This window comes from Arthrobacter sp. MYb221 (assembly GCF_002979835.1).
Classification (GTDB): Bacteria; Actinomycetota; Actinomycetes; order Actinomycetales; family Micrococcaceae; genus Glutamicibacter.
The window spans coordinates 58,834-78,319 of the sequence record NZ_PCPW01000014.1 but is presented as its reverse complement, the minus strand read 5'-3'; the positions used below and the strand labels follow the sequence as shown (position 1 = coordinate 78,319).

14 protein-coding genes and 1 riboswitch are annotated in these 19,486 nt (G+C 62.8%); of the genes, 9 read left to right on the top strand and 5 right to left on the bottom strand.

Features of this window, described 5'->3' with window-relative positions; all coding sequences use genetic code 11:
* Positions 1-53 precede the first annotated feature (53 nt).
* Positions 54-1,652, top strand: coding sequence for a phosphoglucomutase (alpha-D-glucose-1,6-bisphosphate-dependent) (pgm, locus tag CQ015_RS15375; RefSeq protein ID WP_105650577.1), 1,599 nt, complete (start codon positions 54-56; stop codon positions 1,650-1,652).
* Here pgm and CQ015_RS15370 read toward each other — a convergent pair.
* Positions 1,649-3,091: an amino acid permease gene (locus CQ015_RS15370; protein ID WP_105650556.1), complete on the bottom strand. Its 1,443-nt coding sequence runs from the start codon at positions 3,089-3,091 to the stop codon at positions 1,649-1,651. The two genes, pgm and CQ015_RS15370, sit on opposite strands and share 4 nt — an antisense overlap.
* A 76-nt stretch (positions 3,092-3,167) precedes the next feature.
* Positions 3,168-4,601, bottom strand: a complete 1,434-nt coding sequence (locus tag CQ015_RS15365; protein ID WP_105650555.1) for an aldehyde dehydrogenase family protein — start codon at positions 4,599-4,601, stop codon at positions 3,168-3,170.
* A gap of 87 nt (positions 4,602-4,688) precedes the next feature.
* Here CQ015_RS15365 and CQ015_RS15360 point away from each other — a divergent pair, with 87 nt between their 5' ends.
* From CQ015_RS15360 to CQ015_RS15330, 7 genes are all read left to right on the top strand, one after another.
* On the top strand, positions 4,689-6,218 hold the full coding sequence (locus CQ015_RS15360) for a hypothetical protein (RefSeq protein WP_105650554.1): 1,530 nt from the start codon (positions 4,689-4,691) through the stop codon (positions 6,216-6,218).
* On the top strand, positions 6,215-6,583 hold the full coding sequence (locus CQ015_RS15355; RefSeq protein WP_105650553.1) for a GntR family transcriptional regulator: 369 nt from the start codon (positions 6,215-6,217) through the stop codon (positions 6,581-6,583). The genes CQ015_RS15360 and CQ015_RS15355 overlap by 4 nt, the downstream gene beginning before the upstream one ends.
* A 34-nt stretch (positions 6,584-6,617) precedes the next feature.
* Positions 6,618-6,712: riboswitch (TPP riboswitch) on the top strand.
* Positions 6,702-7,496, top strand: a complete 795-nt coding sequence (gene thiM, locus CQ015_RS15350) for a hydroxyethylthiazole kinase (RefSeq protein WP_105650552.1) — start codon at positions 6,702-6,704, stop codon at positions 7,494-7,496. It overlaps the preceding riboswitch by 11 nt.
* Positions 7,489-8,130, top strand: coding sequence for a thiamine phosphate synthase (thiE, locus tag CQ015_RS15345; RefSeq protein WP_105554088.1), 642 nt, complete (start codon positions 7,489-7,491; stop codon positions 8,128-8,130). Before thiM ends, thiE begins: the two co-directional genes overlap by 8 nt.
* The gene (thiD, locus tag CQ015_RS15340) at positions 8,127-9,563 is read left to right on the top strand and encodes a bifunctional hydroxymethylpyrimidine kinase/phosphomethylpyrimidine kinase (RefSeq protein ID WP_105650551.1); all 1,437 of its coding nucleotides are present in this window, start codon (positions 8,127-8,129) and stop codon (positions 9,561-9,563) included. The genes thiE and thiD overlap by 4 nt, the downstream gene beginning before the upstream one ends.
* A 29-nt stretch (positions 9,564-9,592) precedes the next feature.
* Positions 9,593-10,864 (top strand): uracil-xanthine permease family protein, encoded by a 1,272-nt coding sequence (locus tag CQ015_RS15335; protein ID WP_105650550.1) that lies wholly within the window; start codon positions 9,593-9,595, stop codon positions 10,862-10,864.
* A 267-nt stretch (positions 10,865-11,131) separates the two neighbouring features.
* Positions 11,132-12,538 (top strand): sugar porter family MFS transporter, encoded by a 1,407-nt coding sequence (locus tag CQ015_RS15330; RefSeq protein WP_105554085.1) that lies wholly within the window; start codon positions 11,132-11,134, stop codon positions 12,536-12,538.
* A 71-nt stretch (positions 12,539-12,609) separates the two neighbouring features.
* On the opposite strand, the gene CQ015_RS15325 is transcribed toward CQ015_RS15330, so the two are convergent.
* On the bottom strand, positions 12,610-15,789 hold the full coding sequence (locus tag CQ015_RS15325) for an HAD-IA family hydrolase (RefSeq protein ID WP_105650549.1): 3,180 nt from the start codon (positions 15,787-15,789) through the stop codon (positions 12,610-12,612).
* Between the two features lie 91 nt (positions 15,790-15,880).
* Here CQ015_RS15325 and CQ015_RS15320 point away from each other — a divergent pair, with 91 nt between their 5' ends.
* Complete coding sequence (locus CQ015_RS15320) at positions 15,881-16,858, top strand: hypothetical protein (protein WP_105554083.1); 978 nt, start codon at positions 15,881-15,883, stop codon at positions 16,856-16,858.
* Positions 16,859-16,921: 63 nt separating this feature from the next.
* Here the strand turns inward: CQ015_RS15320 and CQ015_RS15315 are convergent, their stop codons facing one another.
* A complete protein-coding gene (locus CQ015_RS15315) occupies positions 16,922-18,238 on the bottom strand; it encodes an ABC transporter substrate-binding protein (protein WP_105650548.1) in 1,317 nt (438 codons plus the stop codon).
* Positions 18,239-18,423: 185 nt separating this feature from the next.
* Positions 18,424-19,434 (bottom strand): LacI family DNA-binding transcriptional regulator, encoded by a 1,011-nt coding sequence (locus CQ015_RS15310; RefSeq protein WP_219844320.1) that lies wholly within the window; start codon positions 19,432-19,434, stop codon positions 18,424-18,426.
* Positions 19,435-19,486 lie beyond the last annotated feature (52 nt).

Below are 19,486 nucleotides of genomic sequence, written 5' to 3'. Positions count from 1 at the left end.
ATTTCGATTATTCTATGAACCCGGCCAAAATGCACGAAGACAAGAGGGACCACATGGCACACGAACGAGCCGGAGCGCCTGCGCGCGAGGCAGATCTCATCGACCTGGACGCGGTACTCGACGCGTACGCCTCGATCCTCCCCTCGCCGGAGAACCCGGACCAGGCGGTCATCTTCGGCACCTCCGGGCACCGGGGAAGCTCGCTGAACGGAACGTTCAACGAGCTCCACATCGCGGCCATCACCCAGGCGGTCGTGGATTACCGCAAGTCCGTGGGAATCACCGGGCCGATGTATGTGGGCAAGGACAGCCACGCGCTCTCCGAACCCGCCTATTACACCGCTCTGGAGGTCTTGGCGGGCAATGGCGTGCGGGTTCTCGCCGATGCCGGCCTGACCCCCACCCCGGCGGTCAGCCACGCGATCCTGGTCCACAATGCCGCGGCCGGCGAGCTTGCCGACGGACTGATCATCACCCCTTCGCATAATCCACCGGCCGAGGGCGGCATCAAGTACAACCCACCGCACGGCGGGCCGGCGGAATCCGAAATCACCGGACCGATCGCGGCTCGGGCCAATGAACTGATGGGCAGCGGGGAGATCCTGCGCGGGGTCGCGAACGCGGAGGACTTCGACTTCCGCGAGCTGTACATTGCGGATTTGGCCCAGGTGATCGACTTCGAGGCGATCGCCGCCTCGGGGATCTCGATCGGCGCGGATCCGCTCGGCGGCGCCTCGGTGCACTACTGGGGTGAGATCTCACGGCGCTACGGGCTGAACCTGAGCGTGGTGAACGAAGAGGTGGATCCGCGCTTTGGCTTCATGACGCTGGATAAGGATGGCAAGATCCGCATGGACTGCTCCTCGCCGCATGCGATGGCCTCGCTGGTCGCGAACCGGGATAAATACGATATCGCCACGGGCAACGATGCGGACGCCGACCGGCACGGAATCGTCACCCCGGATGGCGGCTTGATGAACCCGAACCATTTTCTGGCCGTGGCCATCGACTATCTGCTCACGCACCGCCCGCAGTGGCCCGCCGACGCGCAGATCGGCAAGACGCTGGTCTCTTCGGTGCTGATCGACAAGGTGGTCGCGGCGCATGGGCGCGAACTACGCGAGGTGCCGGTGGGCTTCAAATACTTCGTCGAACCACTGGCCTCCGGCAAGGTGGCCTTCTGCGGTGAAGAATCGGCCGGGGCGAGCTTCCTGGACTTCAACGGACGGGCGTTCAGCACCGACAAGGACGGGCTGATGCTCGCGCTGCTTGCCAGTGAAATCCGCGCGGTGACCGGCAAGAGCCCGAGTCAGCGGCATGCGGAGCTGGTCGCCACGCACGGGCAAAGTTTCTATGACCGCTTCGATGCCCCGGCAACCCGGGCGCAGAAGGCCGTGCTGGGCAAGCTGGACCCGCAGGCGGTCACCGCGACCGAGCTCGCCGCGGATCCGATCACCGCGAAGCTCACCGAGGCCTCGGGATTCGCCATTGGCGGGCTGAAGGTTTCCAGCGAACACGCGTGGTTTGCCGCACGCCCCTCGGGGACCGAGGACATCTACAAGATCTACGCCGAATCCACCCGCTCGGCCGAGCACCTCGCGCAGGTATTGCGCGAGGCCCAGCTCATAGTTAATGCCGCACTGGCCGCCTAGCGCAGGTTCCAGGGGTCGATTTTGACCTCCGGCTGCTTGCGCGTCTTCCACCAGTGGCCCGCCCAGAGCAGCAGGAAGAGCGGCAGCCCGATATAGCTGGAGAGCACCTCCAGCACCCGGCCCTGGATCACCGCCTCGTAGTTCTGCCCGGCGATCACCACGATCAAGATCACGAAGGCGAGGATCGGGCCCAGCGGGAAAAGCGGCGCCCGGTAGGGAAGCTTGGCCAGGTCCTGCCCGCTGGCGATGTATGCCTTGCGGAACTTGTAGTGGCTGACCGCGATGCCCACCCAGGCGATAAATCCGGACAGGCCCGAGACGTTCAGCAGCCAGGTGTAGGCCGAGCCTTGCCCGATGAGGGCAGTGAGGAATCCGAAAAGGCCCACCGAGGCGGTTAAAAGCATGGCCGGCACGGGCACTCCGCGGCGGTTGAGGCGACCGAAGATCTTCGGCGCCTTGCCGTCGCGGGCCATCGAATAAAGCATGCGCGCAGAGGCATACAGTCCGGAGTTGCCCGCCGAAAGAATCGCGGAGAGGATCACCGCGTTCATCAGTGCCGCGGCGAAGGCAATGCCGGCGCGCTCGAAGACCATGGTGAATGGCGAATTGGCGATATCCGACTCACCGCTGGCGAGCAGGGTTGGGTCGGTATATGGCAGCAGGGTGCCGATGATGAAGATTGCGCCCACGTAGAAGAGCATGATGCGCCAGAAGATCGCCTTGATCGCCTTGGGGATATCGCGCTGCGGATTCTCCGCTTCGCCGGCGGCCACACCCACCAGCTCGGTGCCCTGGAAGGAGAAGCCGGCGATCATGAACACCGAGACCACCGAGAGCCACCCGCCGACGAACGGCGCGTCTCCGGTTGACCAGTTGCTGAAGCCCGGGGAGTTGCCGCCCATAATGCCCAGCACCATGGCTACGCCGCAGATGAGGAACACGATCACCGTGATGACCTTGATCATCGCCAGCCAATATTCGCTTTCGCCGAAGGCCTTGGTGGACAGCGCGTTCAGCGCGGTGAGCAAGAGCAGGAAGATCCCGGCCCAGATCCAACCGGGGACATCCGGCAGCCAGTAGGACATCACGATGCCCGCGGCAACCAGTTCCGCGGCTACGGTAATGGCCCAATTGAACCAGTAGTTCCAGCCGATAGCGAAGCCGAAGTGGCGGTTGACGAAGACCGAGGCATAGGTCTGGAAGGATCCTGCCACCGGCAAACGTGCGCTCATTTCGCCCAAGGACTGCATCAGGAGCAAGACCATCAGGCCGATCAGCCCGTAGGCGAGCAGCGAACCGCCCGGGCCTGCCTGGGCGATCGTGCCGCCGGAGGCGACAAAGAGTCCGGTGCCAATCGACCCGCCGATGGCGATCATCTGCATATGGCGCGCTTTGAGGCCACGCTTCAAACCATCGGTGGACGGTGCGGGCTCGGTCATGCAAATGCTCCTGAAGTAAGGTTTTTGGGCCTTAACAATCATTCCACTTGGAAAGCTTCAGCAGCTATGAACCGCGCTACAGTAAGCGATCAATAATCTTTCGCTTAGCCCATGTATATGGAGGATATATTGCGCTCAAGGTGTCAATGACCGTCGTTTTGCTGAGTTCTGAGCGGATTTGCGAAAGCCGATCGAAGCCATACTTGCCGTGATAGGACCCCATTCCACTGGCCCCCACCCCGCCGAAGGGCAGGGACGGGACTACCGTCTGGGCCATGGGCGCATTGTGCACAATCGCGCCGGCGCGCACTCGATCCGAGAAGATCGACTGCAGCCGCGGGGACTCGCTCATCAGGTAGGCGGCCAACGGGGAGGGGCGCGAGGCGATGAATTCAAGCGCCTCGTCGAAGGAGGCCACCTCGATGACCGGAAGGATCGGACCGAAGATTTCTTCCTGCATCAGCTTCGAGCCGAGGTCGACATGGCGCATGATGGTCGGGGCGATGCGCAAGGTGTCCGCGTCGTAGTCGCCGCCGTGGACCACCTCACCCGAATCGAGCATGCCCACCAGCCGGTCGAAATGCTTCCGGCTGACGATTCGGCCATAATCCGGGTGGTTGATCGGGTCTTTGCCGTAGAAGCCGGCAATTGCCTGGCCAAGCCGTGAAATTAGCGCGTCGGTGTCCCCGAAAGAGAGCACATAGTCCGGGGCCACGCAGGTCTGTCCGGTATTCATGAACTTCGCATAGGCCAGGCGCTTGGCGGTGGGCAACGAGTGGTTGTCTACCACCGCCGGGCTTTTGCCGCCGAGTTCCAGGGTGGTGGGCGTCAGCTGCTTGGCGGCCGCTTCGGCGACCACCCGCGCGACCTGCTGTCCACCGGTGAAGAAGATGTGGTCCCAGCGTGCGGCGAGCAGCTCGGTGGCGGTGTCGACGCCGCCCTCGATGACCGCGTAGACCCGGGCGTCCAGGTACATCGGGAGCAGTTTCGCCAGCACCCCCGAGGTGGCCGGTGCGAGCTCCGAAGGCTTGAGCACCGCGGCGTTTCCGGCGGCGATCGCGGCGACCAGTGGAGCCAGCATCAACTGCAAGGGATAGTTCCACGGCCCGATGATCAGCACGACCCCCAGCGGCCGGGGTTCGACCTTGGCCATGGCCGGCTGCAGCGCGAGGGGAACCTTGACGGCGGTTGAATCCATCCACTCCGAGAGATGCCGTTGGGCATGGTCGATTTCGGAACGGACCACGTCGATTTCGCTGAATTTCGCCTCGGTGGCGCTCTTGCCAAGGTCCTCGGCGAGCGCGTCGAGGAATTCTCCCGTGCGTTCGGCCAGCATCTTTTCCAGGGCACGCAGCTGCTGGGCGCGAAAGCGCCGCGGGTGCGTAATGCGGGTGTCGGCGGAGCGGCGCAGGTGCCCGAGGACCTCGGTGATGCGCGAGGGGTGCTCGTCTACCGGCGGTGCGGCGTCGCCGACGGGATCTGGAAGCGGATTTGAGGTAAAGAGACCCATGGCTCGATGCTACTTCATTGATTCCCCGGGATATTCCATTTGTATCAGGTGTTTGATACATTAGTTTTTCAACTTACGGAGGTAATTATGGATCAACTCTCCACCGCCGCGTTCAGCATGGCGATCGGCGCAGCCCTGATCTACGCGTGGCTGCGCACGGTTGCCCGTCAAGACAACAGGCCCGCACTGCTGCGGGCGAGATCCCACTCCTTCTGGTGCGCGTTGATTGCCTTCTTCGTAAGCAGTTCCGGCGGGGTGAGCAACCAGCAAGCGGTCAACGCCGACGCCGGCGAATCCCTGTGGGCCAGCGACCTGCTCGCCGCCACCGGTCCGGCACTCTGGCTGCTGTCGATCTATCTGATCGGCCTCTACTCCTGGCCGTCGTCGGTGGCGAATGTGCGCGCGGCCTCCCTGGAACCTCGCTCGGTGATGACGCCGTTGCCTAAGGCCTTGAGTGCCGTGGCCGCGCTGGTACTCCTCGGCGCCGGTCTTACCCTGTGGATGATCCGCGACGTCACCGGGGTCCCCCCGCAATATGCGGTTGCCTCGTCGGACGCCTACGGAAGCACCTGGGTTTCGCAGTCCGCGACCGACGGGCTGCGTGCGGCGGACCAGATGCTGGCCCTGTTTGCCATCAACCTGGCCTCCCTGGCGCTGGCCCTGCTCATCGCGATGCTCTTCATTTTGCTGCGCAAACCGCTTGGTTCGCTCAGCCCCCACGATAACCAGGTATTGCGCGAAGTCTGGCTCAACCGGCTGCTGCGCACCTCGACCCTGGCCTTTGCGTCCGTTGGAGCCTCGGCGCTGCATTACAAGGCCTCGTGGCTTATGTCGCTGGATCGCACCATGTATCAACCCTGGCAAAACACCGCTAACGTGGCCATGCTCATCACCTTCATCGCCATGGCATTGTGGAAGCCACCGGAAAATTTTGCCAGAACCACTAGCCCAAAGCCAGCCTCCTCTTTTTTGCGGATGCGCGAAAATTTGCTTGCCATTGGATTCCTCACCACCGCACTCACACTCATCGCACTGGCCTGCTCCTCCTCGCTTGTGCAGACCGAGTACGCGGACAATGCGCGCCCCGGTGAGAACGCCCCGCAGGCAATTGTGTCGCTCCTGGTGGTAGCCCTCTTGTTCTTGGTGCTCAATGCCGGGTTCCTGGGCTACCTGCACCTGAAGTCCAGGGGAACCCATTCACTGGCTCGGCACAGCGCAGACCTGCCGCGCTATGTCTATGTGCTCGCCGGGCTCTTGCTCATCGGCGCCACATACCTGCTGATCAATCCACCATTCGAATATTTTTGGGGTCTAGTTCCGGTCAAACCGGTCTTCGCGCTGGGTGCGCTCCTCGCGTTGCTTGCCGCTACCGCCTGCCACATCTGGTGGGTTCGGCGTGCGGCCTTGCCTTGGGATGTCACCGTGGAGCAAGAAATTTGGTACCGCCAAGTCCACGAACTACGCGCCCTCCGCGTAGTCACCGCGGCGGCCGTCACCATGCTGGCCTGGGGTTACGAGGCAGGTCCCTACGTTTCGGCCGTGGGGATCATCGTCTTCTGCTGCCCGGCAGTGATCATTTTGGCCCGCCCAGAAGCTCGGGTGCCGCAGCGCGTATGAGCCACCATATTTTCGTGGACCTGGACGCGGCGGTCCCGCCCTATGAACAGATCCGCACACAAATCTCATCGCTGATTTCCTTGGGCGAGCTGCCGGCGGGAAGCAAGCTGCCTACGGTGCGCGCACTGGCCACCGATTTGGGGGTCGCTTCCGGGACGGTGGCCCGCGCCTACAAGGAACTCGAGGCCACCGGCCTGGTTTCCTCCCGACGGCGTGCCGGAACGGTGGTGAACGCCGGAGCGGATATGGAGAAATCCTCCGGTGATCTGGTTCAAGCGGTGGATCGGGTGTGGGAATTAGCCCGAGCTCAGGGAATCGACGAGGCCACCGTCAGGGCGCTGGTGCAACGCCGCGCACGGCAATAATTTGTTCTTCCGCGGCTTTGGTGAGTACGCTCTAGCCAGTGACACGGGGTGTCGGATTCACCGACTGAGATGAGACCCGTCGAACCTGAACTAGTTCAAACTAGCGGAGGGATGTCGCATGACCCTGACTTCCGTTGCCCGGAATTATCGGCAACAATCCCCTTTGGTGTTTTGCCTGACCAATACCGTGGTCGCCAACTTCACCGCGAATGCACTGCTGGCCTCCGGGGCGGCTCCGGCGATGACCAACCTGCCCGGCGAAGCCGGGCCATTTGCCGCGGTGGCCTCCGCGGTCCTGGTGAACCTGGGCACCCCGAGCACCGAACAGCTGCGCGCCATGGACGAAGCGGTCCATGGTGCGAACCAGGCCGGCACCCCCTGGGTGCTGGACCCGGTGGCCGTGGGCGCATTGCCGGTACGCACTGACTTCGCGCGAAATATCGTGGCCCAGCGCCCCACCCTGATCCGCGGCAATGCCTCGGAGATTCTGGCGCTGGCCGGGCGCAGCTCGACCGGGCGCGGAGTGGACGCGCAGGACACCGTGCACGCGGCCATCGAGGCTGGACGCGAGTTGGCCATCGAATATGGTTCGGTGGTCGCGATCTCCGGAGCGGCCGATGCGATCATCGATGCCAAGCGCACCACGCTGGTGCACAGCAACGGGATCGGCTTGACCGGGATTACCGGCGGCGGCTGCGCCCTGGGTGCAATCTGCGCCGGGATGCTCGCGGTGAGCGAAGACCCGTTCGACGCGGCCATCGCAGCCCACGGCCTGTACGGACTGGCCGCCGAAAAGGCCCTGGCCATCGGCCGCGGCCCGGGTAGTTTCGCCGCGGCCTTCCTCGACGAACTCTCGCTGCTGGACCCCGACGAATTGCACAACCTGCGCCTTGAGGAGGCAAATAATGCGTGATCTGGGAATCTACCTGGTAGCCAACACCGAAAGCTGCCAGCCGCGCAGCACCCTGGAAGTCATCGAAGGCGCGGTGGCCGCGGGAGTGCAGTGGGTGCAGCTGCGGGCCAAGAACGAGACGGCCCGCGAATTCTTCGAACTGACCTGCGCGGCGGCGGAACTCACCGCCGGCAAGGCCGAGCTGTTGGTCAACGACCGCATCGACGTATTCCTCGCCGCACGCGCCGCGGGGGCCGCGGTCACCGGCATCCATATCGGGCAGAAGGATATTGCGGTGCGCTACGCCCGCGAAATCATCGGCGAGGGAATTATCGGGCTCAGCGCGTCCACCGATGAACAGCTGGCCGGGGCCAACGCCGACGCGAAATACCTCGATTACCTGGGGGTCGGGGCGATCCGCGCGACGCCCACGAAGAAGGACCATCCCACCCCGCTGGGCATCGATGGATTCCTGCGGGCCAATCGGCTCACCGAGCTGCCCTGCGTGGCCATCGGCTCGCTGACCGCCGCGGACGCCGCGGCGCTGCGCGGCGGCGGGGCCGCCGGCATGGCGGTGGTCCGCGCAATCTGCGCCGCGGAGGATCCACAGGCGGCGAGCGCCGAACTGCGCAATCTCTGGGAAGGCGCCAAATGAGTCCCAACATTCTTTCGATCGCCGGCTCCGACCCCTCGGGAGGTGCGGGAATCCAGGCAGACCTGAAGGCCATCGGCGCCAACGGCGGCTACGGCATGGCCGTGATTACCGCGCTCACCGCGCAGAATACCCTCGGCGTGGATGCGGTGCAGGCCGTCGACGCGGGGTTCGTGGCCAAGCAGCTGGAATCGGTGTCCGCAGATGTGCGCATCGACGCGATCAAGATCGGCATGCTGGCCAATTCACAGATCATCACCGCGGTGTCCCGGTGGCTGGAAACGGTGCACGCTCCGGTGGTGCTGGACCCGGTGATGATCTCGACCAGCGGGGACCGGCTGCTGGCCGATGGTTCGGCGTTGGACGCACTGCTTTCCCGGGCGGATGTGCTCACCCCGAATACCGCAGAGCTTGCGGCCCTGCTCGGCGAGCAACCGGTGCGTGGCTGGGAGGAACTGCTCGAACAGGCCCAACGCCTGGCGGCCAAATACGAGGTGCTGGTGATCGCCAAGGGCGGCCACCTGCCCACCGAACGCTGCCCCGACGCGCTGGTGGGCCCGGCCGGGGTGATCGCCGGCTATGACGGCCCACGCCACGCCACCGCCAACACCCACGGCACCGGTTGCACGCTATCCAGCGCGCTGGCCACGCACTATGCCCGCGGCGGGGATTGGGCCACCGCCCTGGGCGCGGCGAAGGAGTACCTCTTCGCGGCGATTGCCGCGGCCGATGAATTGCAGGTGGGCAGCGGGCACGGACCGGTGAACCACTTTGCCGGGCTCTTCGCGGGGCACAGCGCGGATCCGATGGCCGATTGGTGGGAGCGGATCGCCGAGTTGCGCGGTGGAATCGATGAGCTTCAGTTCATCCTCGAGCTCTCCGCGGGCACGCTGGAGCGCGAACGCTTCGAGTACTACCTGGCCCAGGACGCCCTGTATCTGCAGCGCTATGCGCAGGTGCTCGCGCGGGCCAGCGCGCTGGCCCCGCAGCTCGAGGCGCAACGCTTCTGGGCCAAGGGCGCGGAAGGAATCCTGGAGGGTGAGCTGAAGCTGCACCGCAGCGAGCTACTGGACCTGGCCCCCGAGCCGAGCGCCACCACGTTGAACTACGTCAACCACCTCAGCTCCTGCGCATCCAGCTATCCGGAGCTGATCGCCGCGATCCTGCCCTGCTATTGGATCTATCAGGACATCGGCAATCGGCTGAGCGCCGCGAATCATGCCGGGCACCGGTATGAGAGCTGGCTGGCCACCTACAGTTCGGCGGAGTTCGACGAGGCCACCGCGGCGGCCATCGAGCTGGTCGCCGCCGCCTGGCGGCTCGCGGATCCGGCGCTGCGCGAGCGGATGTGGGATGCATTCCGGCGTTCGGCCGAGCACGAGCTGTCTTTCTTCGCCCAAGCGCACGCGAAGGGCGTAGACTTCTCTACGGCCTAAACGCGGGGCCAGGAATTCTGGAGGAACGCATGAATTGGAGCATTCACGGCAACGGGAAGACCATCACCGAAGGTGAGGTCGTTGCCCCGGATGAGCGGCTGCATTGGCCGCAGACCATTTCCATCGGAGCCCAGCATATTCTGGCGATGTTCGGCGCCAGCATCCTGGTCCCGACGCTGACCGGTTTCCCGGTGACCACCACGCTGCTGTTCACCGGCGTCGCGACGATCATCTTCTTGCTGATCACGAAGAACAAGGTGCCCAGCTACCTGGGGTCCTCCTTCGCGCTGATCGCCCCGGTGATGGCCTCGAAGGTCGGCGACGACTTCTCCGCGGCGCTGGGCGGCATCGCGATGACCGGCGCGGCGCTGTTCATCGTCGGCGCGATCGTGGCGAAGACCGGCACCCGGTGGATCCACGCGTTGATGCCGCCGGTGGTTATGGGCACCATCGTCGCGCTGATCGGCTTGAACCTCGCCAGCGCCACGCTGGCTCCGATGCGCGATTTCCCGGCGACGACCTTCCTCACGGTGCTCGCCGTGGTGCTGTCCACCGTCGCGTTCAAGGGGCTGCTCGGGCGCCTGTCGATCCTGGTGGGCCTGGTGATCGGCTACGCGATTGCGCTCCTCCAGGGCCAGGTGGACTTTGCCGCCGTGGGTCAGGCGGGCTGGATTGGGCTGCCGCAGTTCCATGCCCCCAGCTTTGACTTCAACGTGGCGTTGATGTTCCTGCCGGCGGTATTCGTGCTGATCGCGGAGAATATCGGCCATGTGCGTACCGTGGGCATCATGACCGGCAAGGACCTCTCCGAATTCAATGGGCGGGCGCTGATGGCCGATGGCGTCGGAACCCTGGTGGCCGGCATGGGCGGCGGCTCGGCGACGACCACCTATGCGGAGAATATCGGCGTGATGGCCGCCTCGCGCGTCTACTCCACCGCGGCCTATTGGGTCGCGGCGATTGCCGCGATAGCGCTGGCCTTCCTGCCGAAATTCGGGGCCTTGATCAATACCATTCCGGCCGGGGTGATCGGCGGGCTGGGGATCGTCCTGTACGGAATGATCGGCATTATCGGTGCCCGGTTGTGGATCGAGGCGAAGGTGGATTTCCAGAACCCGGTGAACCTGATGACCGCCGGAACCGGACTGATTATCGCGATTGCGGTCACCACCGATCTGACCTTCGGCCAGTTCCAGGTGGGCGGCATCGCGCTGGGCACCATTGCGACCCTTGTGGTTTACCACCTGATGAATACCGTGGCCAAGCTGCGCAATAGCACCCTTGAACCGGTTGAGCGCTAAGCCAAGACCGAAGAACCAGCCGGCATTGTGACGAAGCTCACGATGCCGGTTTTCTTTTGCCCTCCTGGAGAGGCCCGGCCTCGGCACCTTACCCGATTTGCGCGGGATTTCGGGGCTGGGTTGCGCGGATCCCCGAACCGCCCGAACACCTATTGTAAGGATTCTTTCCAAATTATGGCCAAGGTCGCATAAGCCGGCGGCCCGCGCGGGCATAAAACCCGCTGGAAATGTTTTGCGCCCCAGCCCAATCCGATAGCATGGCTCCTTGTGACTGCGACTACATCTGACGGAAAGATATCCGCTCGACTCATCCTGATCGCCCTCGGGGCTGCCCTGGGTGGGTTCGTTTTTGGATATGACTCATCAATCGTTAACGGCACCGTGGACGCTGTCGAGCACGAGTTCGGGCTCAACGCGCTAACCATCGGTTTCACCGTTTCCTGCGCCCTGCTTGGCGCTGCGCTCGGCGCCTGGATCGCCGGAATGGTCTCCGAACGCATAGGCCGCGTGCGCACCATGGTGATCGCCTCCGCGATGCTGCTGATCTCCGCGCTGGGCTGCGGATTGTGCTTCGGCGCGTTCGACCTCATCATCTGGCGCATCGTCGGCGGCATCGGCGTCGGCTTCGCCTCGGTGATCGCCCCGGCCTACATCGCCGAGGTATCCCCCGCCAAGCACCGCGGACGCCTGGGCTCCATGCAGCAGATGGCCATCGTGCTCGGTATCTTCGTCGCCTTCCTGGTCAGCGCGCTGCTGGTCTTCGTGATGGGTTCGGCCGACGCCATCGGCTGGTTCGGCCTTTCGGCCTGGCGCTGGATGTACCTCTCGCTGGCCATCCCGGCGATCCTCTATGGCGTGCTGGCTATGCGCCTGCCGGAATCCCCGCGCTATCTGGTCGAGCGGGGCCGCTACGTCGAGGCGGCAACCGTACTGACCCGCGATATGGGCATGGTCCCGGGGGCCGAAACCGAAGCCAAGATCGAGGAAATCCGCAACACGGTCCACGTCGAGCGCCGCCAGGTGTTCAAGGACCTGCTCGGGCGCTTCGGCTTCCACCCGCTGGTGTGGGTGGGCATCCTGCTCTCGGTCTTCCAGCAGTTCGTGGGCATCAACGTAATCTTCTACTACTCCACGACGCTGTGGAAGTCTGTCGGCTTTGCCGAATCCGATTCCTTCACCATCTCGCTGATCACCTCGATCACCAACGTGGTGGCCACGATCGTTGCGGTGCTGCTGATCGACGTGCTCGGCCGCAAGCTGCTGCTGTTGATCGGCTCGTCCATCATGACCGTGTCATTGGGCATGATGGCCATCGCCTTCGCCCAGTCGGTCACCATCGACGGCGCAGTTTCACTGCCCGGCAGCTGGGGCATCGTGGCGCTGGTCTCCGCGAACCTGTTTGTGGTTGGCTTCGGCGCGACCTGGGGTCCAGCCGTCTGGGTGCTGCTCGGCGAAATCTTCCCGAACTCCATCCGCGCGCTGGCGCTCGGCGTTGCCGCCTCCGCCCAGTGGATCGCCAACTTCGCCGTCTCCACCACCTTCCCGACCCTCGCCGAGGCAGGCCTGGCGCTGGCCTACGGCATCTACGCGTTCTTCGCGCTGCTTTCGCTGATCTTCGTGATCTTCATGGTGCGCGAAACCAAGGGACGCCAGCTCGAGGAGATGAGCCTCTAGGACGCAGGAAACCTTCCACCGCTAAGGACGTCGGGCGGGCACCCAGTGGGTGCCCGCCCGACGTGTCTTGGCTACCAGGGCTTGTTAGGCACCTCGGCACCGGCCTCTCGTTGCAGCGAGAGCACATGCTCCAGGCTCGGACGCCCGGAGAGCTGCGGCCCCTGATCGCGCAGGGCCACCCGGTGGCGCTGGCCGGTCTGCAGCACGATCTCCTCCCCGCGCACCCAGAGACTTTGCGGCTCCCGGCCGGTGAGCGAGAATTCGATTCCGCTGGCATCGAGCAGCACCTTGATCACCGAACCGTTATAGGCCAGCTGGAATCGCAGGGATCTGAAGCGCTCGGGCAGCCGCGGGTCGAAATGCAACCGTTGGTCATCGTCGCGCAGCCCGGCGAAGCCGTTGACCAGCGCGGCCCACACGCCACCGGTGGACGCCACATGCACCCCGTCGGCGGTATTTCCATGGAGGTTTTCCAGGTCGACATTCAACGCATGTTCGAAGTAGTCGAAGGCCAGGTCACGGTAGCCGACCTCGGCCGCAAGGATTGACTGCACGGTGGCCGAAAGCGTCGAGTCCCCAGTGGTCAATGGGTCATAGTAGTTGAAATCGGCGAGTTTCTGCTCGGCCGTGAAATCGCTGGAGCGCAGCCACAGCGCCAGCACCGTATCGGCCTGCTTGATGACCTGGAAGCGGTAAATCACCAACGGGTGGTAATGCAGCAGCAGCGGACGTTTATCCGGGCCGCTGGCCTCGAGATCCCAGACCTCGCGATTCAGGAAATGCTCGTCCTGCGGGTGGATTCCCACGGCCTTCGAATACGGGATATGGATTCGTTCGGCCGCCAGCTGCCAGGTGGAGATCTCCGCTGAATCTATCCCCATCCGCTCGGCCAGCTCGGCATAGAACTGCGGGCGCCGGGCGGCCAGCTCGCGGATCAGCTGCGCCGAACGACGCAGGTTGAAGCGCGCCATCACATTGGTGTAGGTATTGTCGTTGACCACCGCGGTGTACTCATCCGGCCCGGTTACCCCGTGGATGTGGAAGCTCCGCTGATCCCCGGAACCGCGCCAGAAGCCCAAAGAGGCCCACATCCGGGCGGTTCCGACAAGAATTTCTGCGGCGCCCGCCTCGAGGAACTCGTCATCGCAGGCGGCATCGAGGTAGCGGTTGAGCGAATACACCACGTCGGCGTTGATGTGATATTGCGCGGTACCCGCCGGGTAGTACGCGCTGGCTTCCTCGCCGTTAATGGTGCGCCAAGGGAAAAGCAGCCCCTCCTCGTTCATGATGCGTGCCCGGCGCGTCGCCGCCGGGATCGTCGAGATCCGCGCGCGGAGCGTATTTCTGGCCCACTGCTGGTTCGTGTAGGTCAAAAACGGCATCACATAGATTTCGGTATCCCAGAAGTAGTGTCCGGAATATCCGTTGCCGCTGACTCCCTTGGCGCTGATCCCCAAACCGTCTGCGCGGGCCGAGGCCTGGGCGAGCTGGAAGAGGTTCCAGCGGATCTTGCGCTGCAGGCTCGGATCGTCGCTGTCCACCAAGACGTCGCTGCGTTGCCAGTAATCCTTCATAAATGCGCGCTGCTCCCGGAAGTGCTCGTCGATCCCCCGGGGCACCAGATGATTCAGCGCGCGGCTCGAACGCTGCAGCATTTCTTTGGCCGGGTGCCGGCGCGAGGAGTGGTAGGCCGCGAACTTGGCCACGCGCAGCCCCTGTCCCGCTTCGAGGTTCGCGCTTGAAACCTCGTCGGCACGATCGGGCTTCGCCGAACGCTCCGTTTGAATCTGGGCGCTGGCACCACCGGTGGTATTCACCAGGTGTTCCACGACTGCCGACACGGACATATTGGATCCCGCCACGGTGTAGGAAAGCCCAAGACGGGTTCCTTCCGCTATCTGGCCGGCCGGGTGCAAAGGATTATCCGAGGACTCGTCGGACTTGCGCGGGTCCTGGCCCGCGTCGAGATCGGCCGGAGAAGACACCTCCGGTTCGGAGCGATAGCCGATCACCGAGGACTGGACCAGCACATGTGCCGGTCCGTCGAGCAGGCGCACATGCAGATCTTGGAGCGCCAGATGCCGGTCGCTGAAGGAAATCATGGTCCGTGCCGTGACCGCCACCCGATGGCCTTCTGCGGTGCGCCACAGGGTCTGTGAAATCAACGTCCCCTCGCGGAAGTCCAAGCGCAAGTCATCGCGGAGCATTTCGGTTCGCCCCACCTCCAGCGCCTCGTCGTTGATGAACACACGCAGGGTCCGGAAATCTGGGGCGCTGATCATCGTCTGCCCGGTTTCGGCAAGCCCGAACGCGCTTTCTGCGTGGCGGATCTGCCAGGTTTCGTGCAGCCCGTTGAGGAAAGTCCCGGCGACTTGCTCGCCCAGGCCCACCTGGGCCGAACGAGCGCCAAGGAAGCCGTTGCCCAGGGCGAAGACCGTGTCTTGGGCGCCCGTCTCATCGCGTTCGGCTTCCCGAGTGATGGACCAGGGGTCAAAGTTCCAGGCCTGAACCGCGGAGGCTGAAACCAACTCGCTGAGGTCCTGGACCACAAAGAGCGCACCGGCATCCAATAGCTGCTGCTCATTGTCTTCACGTGCCACCCCGACGACCATGAAGCCGCCTTCCTGGGCGGCTTGCACGCCGCTGGTGGCATCCTCGATGACCACGCACTCTTCGGGGCGCCAACCGAGGTCCTTGGCGGTCGCCAAGAACGTGGCGGGCGATGGCTTGCCAGGCAGCTCGCGTGCCGCTGCCTCGTGCCCGCCCATGATGGTGGTGAAGAACCTGTCCAGCCCCGCGGCTTCCAGTACCGAGCGGGCATTGCGTGATGAGGAGACCACGGCTACATCCAGCCCTGCCTCCAGGACCTGTTGCAGGTAGTTGCTGGACCCGGAATAGGGCGCAATCCCATCACGCTCCAGCACCGTGGTGAAAACCGAATTCTTCAGATTTCCCAGCGCGCACACCGAGGTGTATCCCGCAGGGTCCTTCGGGTCTCCCCAGGGCAGCGCTATTCTCCGGGACTCGAGTACGGCGCCGACGCCCTCATAGCGTGGCCTGCCGTCGAGTAACTCGAAATAGTCCGGATCGGTATAGGGCGGCACGCCCGGGTGTTCTTGAGCGAAGAATCCGGTAAATAATTCTTTCCAAGCCGCACGGTGCAATAGCGCGGTAGGTGTGAGAACACCATCCAAATCAAAAAGGACGGCCTTGAAATCACGGTGGCGGTACGTCGGGCGTGTAGCGTTCACGATCGAAATCCTTCGTCGAGGAGCAATTATTGGCCGTAGACCCAACGGTAGCAAGTGATCCCGCTTGCATCGACATACTACGATTGGGATTGTGGCTCAGTGGATAGATGAATGGAATAGCGACCAATGGCGTGAGTCTGCCGCCTATTGGATCGATGAGGCCTGCGCGGCCTACGGCATCGAGCGTGTCGCGGGACCGGATTTTTGGCCGGCCTCCTTGGACCAGGTTTCGGCGCTGGTTGGGACCGACGCAGCCGATCTGGTGTTTAAGGCGAATGCGCCGGGATTGGCAGCTGAGGCAGCGGTGACGATTACCGCCGGCGGACTGCAGCCCGAACGTGTGGTGATGCCGCTGGCAATCGACCGCATGGCCGGCTATATGCTCTCCCCTGATTTTGGTCACACCCTGGCGGATTTGGGCGACAGCGCCGAGAACTGGCAGCTGGCGCTTGCCTCGCTCGGCTCCTTCCAGGTGGCTTTGATGGGCAACGAAGAGGCCTTCTTCGACGTCGGCATGCCGGTGGTGGATCCGCAGTTCCTCCCAGAACAGTTTGAGCAGGCATTGACCATGCATGTTTCTCTCGAGGCAAACCATCCGTTGCATTTGGACCCGCAACAGGCCGACGCTTTGCATGGCCAACTAAAGACCCTTTCCGACGCCTGCGAAGCCTTGCATCGCGGTCCCATCCCGCTGAGCCTGGAACATGGCGCCTTCGATTTGGCGCAGACGGTGGTGCCCTCGGAAAAGGGCCAGCATGCGCGGATCACGAACTTTGCGACGGCCCACTGGGCTCATCCGTTTTCTTCGCTGGCGGCCCCACTGGCGGCAATGACCCAGTCGTGGAAATGCCGGACCGACGACGAGCGTGTTATGCGTGCCCTGGGCGCCTACCTAGGTGAGTTCGCCGCATACGGCAGCGCCGACGAGCTCTATGACTTAGTCGCCCCCGCATGCCTAGTGGCTCCGCTATCCCAGCATGAGACTTGGTTGCGGCTGCTGCTTGACGCGGACGATGAGCATCTGCAGGAAAACGCCGCATCTGTCTTGGACACACTGTTTATAAACTAAAAAGCCTGGCAGGGAATTAAACATTCCCCGCCAGACTTATATTCAGATCAAACCGTGTGTTTGCTATTCAACGGCAGAGCGCATCTCGTTCAACGCGTTGGTTGCCGCATCTTGCGGCGACTGCCGCTTGAAGAAGATTTCCATCTCGTAGCGGTACAAAATGTCTTGGATCTTGCTAAATCCCATGGGTGGAATTGGTTCAGACCCTGCCAGCTCAGTTTCAATTCCGGTGACGAACTCCGCTGAAGCGGCCTCGATTGGCTCAAGGTCGGACACTACCAAGTCGCGAATCTCAGTGTTGGCCGGCAGCCCGCGGTCCATTTTGTTCAGCTCGCCAGCTTCTTCGGAATTCACCATGAAGTCAATGAACTTCTTGACCTCTTCGGGATGCTTGGACTTGCTGTACCCGGACATCATCATCGATGACTTGTACCAAAGCCCGTTGTCTTCGGCTTCGCCCGTGGAGCTAGGCAGGCGCAGGGGCACCAGGTCAACACCGGCCGCTGCGGAAAGTGAACCGAGCTGGTTACTCCACCACATGCCAAAGGCCGAAGTGCCGGTACCGGTCATGGAACGATCAGGCCCGGCATTCTGATTCTCGGCTAGAACTGAGGCCACTGGATAGGATCCGCTATCCAGTAAGTCCTGGTGGTGCTGGAAATAGCCGGCCAGATCCTCAACGGTCAATCCAAGCTCTCCGGATTCAGTGGTTAAGTGCTTATCCGATTGCCTCAGCCAGGACTGCAATCCAGCGGGTTCATTCGGCGCCTCGGAACCGTATTTCCCTTCGGCTTTTTCGCTAACGGTTTTGGTGATTTCGCGATAATCGTCCCATGTCCAAGTCTTGTCGTCCGGGATATCCAGCCCAGCTTCCTTCAAAACCTTGGGGTTTGCGGTCAATGTAAACGAGTTAATTCCCGTCGTGATGCCAACCAATCCATCTTCGGTGGTGCCGTTGGAAACGGAAACCTCTTCAAAGTTGGAGACGTCAACACCGTCAAGATCGAGAAGCGCGCCGCGGTCGGCGTATTCGCGAAGGTACTTGTCGTCCATCTGGATAATATCCGGGGCATCATTCGAGGCAACTTGGGTAGCGAGCTTGTCCCAATATCCGCTCCAGTCCGAATACTCGCCCTGTACGTCGATATTTGGATTCTCTGCCTCGAAGGCCTCGATGATCTCGTTGGTAGCCTGCGCCCTTGAGTCCGAACCCCACCAGGCGAATCGCAAACTCACCTTTCCATCGGCGCTGTCAGCCGCGTTCCCGCCTCCGCCGCACCCCGTCAATGCCAGCGCTGCGACTGCGGCTATGGCAAGGGACTTGGTTAGTCGCTGACCGGCAATGCGACGTATGCCTTCGGACCGTTGTTGATAGTTCATGGACTCCTCCTTGGATGGGCGAGAACTCGCGAGGGTTTACTCAGTGTCGAGACATCTGTGCGCCGACGCGAATGGAAAGCGCTTCCCAAGTAATCTAGATGTGATTCAGCTCACGAGTCAAGATCGAAGTGGGAATATGTCGATGACACCTTTGAATCGAATGATTCCAAAAAGGTATCGACGGATCAACGGCTCTCGGTGCTTTCCCGCAAAACCGGGGTTCCCGAAACAACCAGCAGCTTCGAATCACTATGCGCGAGAACCATCTCGCCGGCCATGCGGCCCATTTCTTCGAGCGGAAGGCGGGCGGTAGACACCGACGGGGTGACATCAATCAGCGTTGGGATGTCGTCGAAGCCGGCAATCGCAATATCGTCGGGAATCCGCAAGCCGTGCTCGCGAATTGCGCGAATCGCCCCCAGCGCCATGACGTCAGATACGCAGAAGACGCAGACCGGATCGGTGTTTTCGGTGGATTGATACCCTCGCAAGTAGTCGCTCATGACCAAATAACCCCCCTCGCGCGAGAAAGCTCCGTGGAGCACTTCCTCAACCGGCACGCCGGAGCGCTCAAGCTTGGACACAAACCCGTCGGCACGATGTTTCGCGGTCACCAAGTTCGGGTTGCCGGCCAAAACGACAAAACGGCGATGACCGGCTTTGAGCAGTTCCCCGGCCAGGTCGCTAGCGGTCCCGGCGTTATCGACCTGAATTCCGCCCGTTGCGGGAAAGGTTTGCCCAATCATCGCCACTTGGCCACCGTTGCTCTGGTAGCTTTCCAGCAATTCCATGAGCTCCTGATCGCCGCTCAAGCGCCGGGTTCCAGAAATGATAATAGCGTCGGTCCGGTGTGACATGAAGGCGCGAACGGCAGCTATTTCCCGGTCATGTTCCGCGCCAGTACTAGTCAGCAGCAGTTGGATGCCACTGGCGTCCAGCCCGCGCTGCACCCCGCGGGCAATGGACGAGAAATACGGGTCGGCAATGTCGTGCACCACGAGGCCCACCAGCTTAGTCGAGGATCGGGCAAGCGCTTGCGCCTGAGCGTTGGGGAAATATCCCAATTTCTCTGCCGCCGCACGAACTCGGAGGGAGATTTCCTCGGCAGGCTTGCGCGCCGACCCGTTCAGTACGCGCGATGCGGTTGCCAATGAAACTCCGGCTTCATTAGCCACGTCAGTTAGTCGAATAGCCACATGAAATCCTTATCACCCATTGCAATTTTGAACAAGCTTATCTCCCTGAACG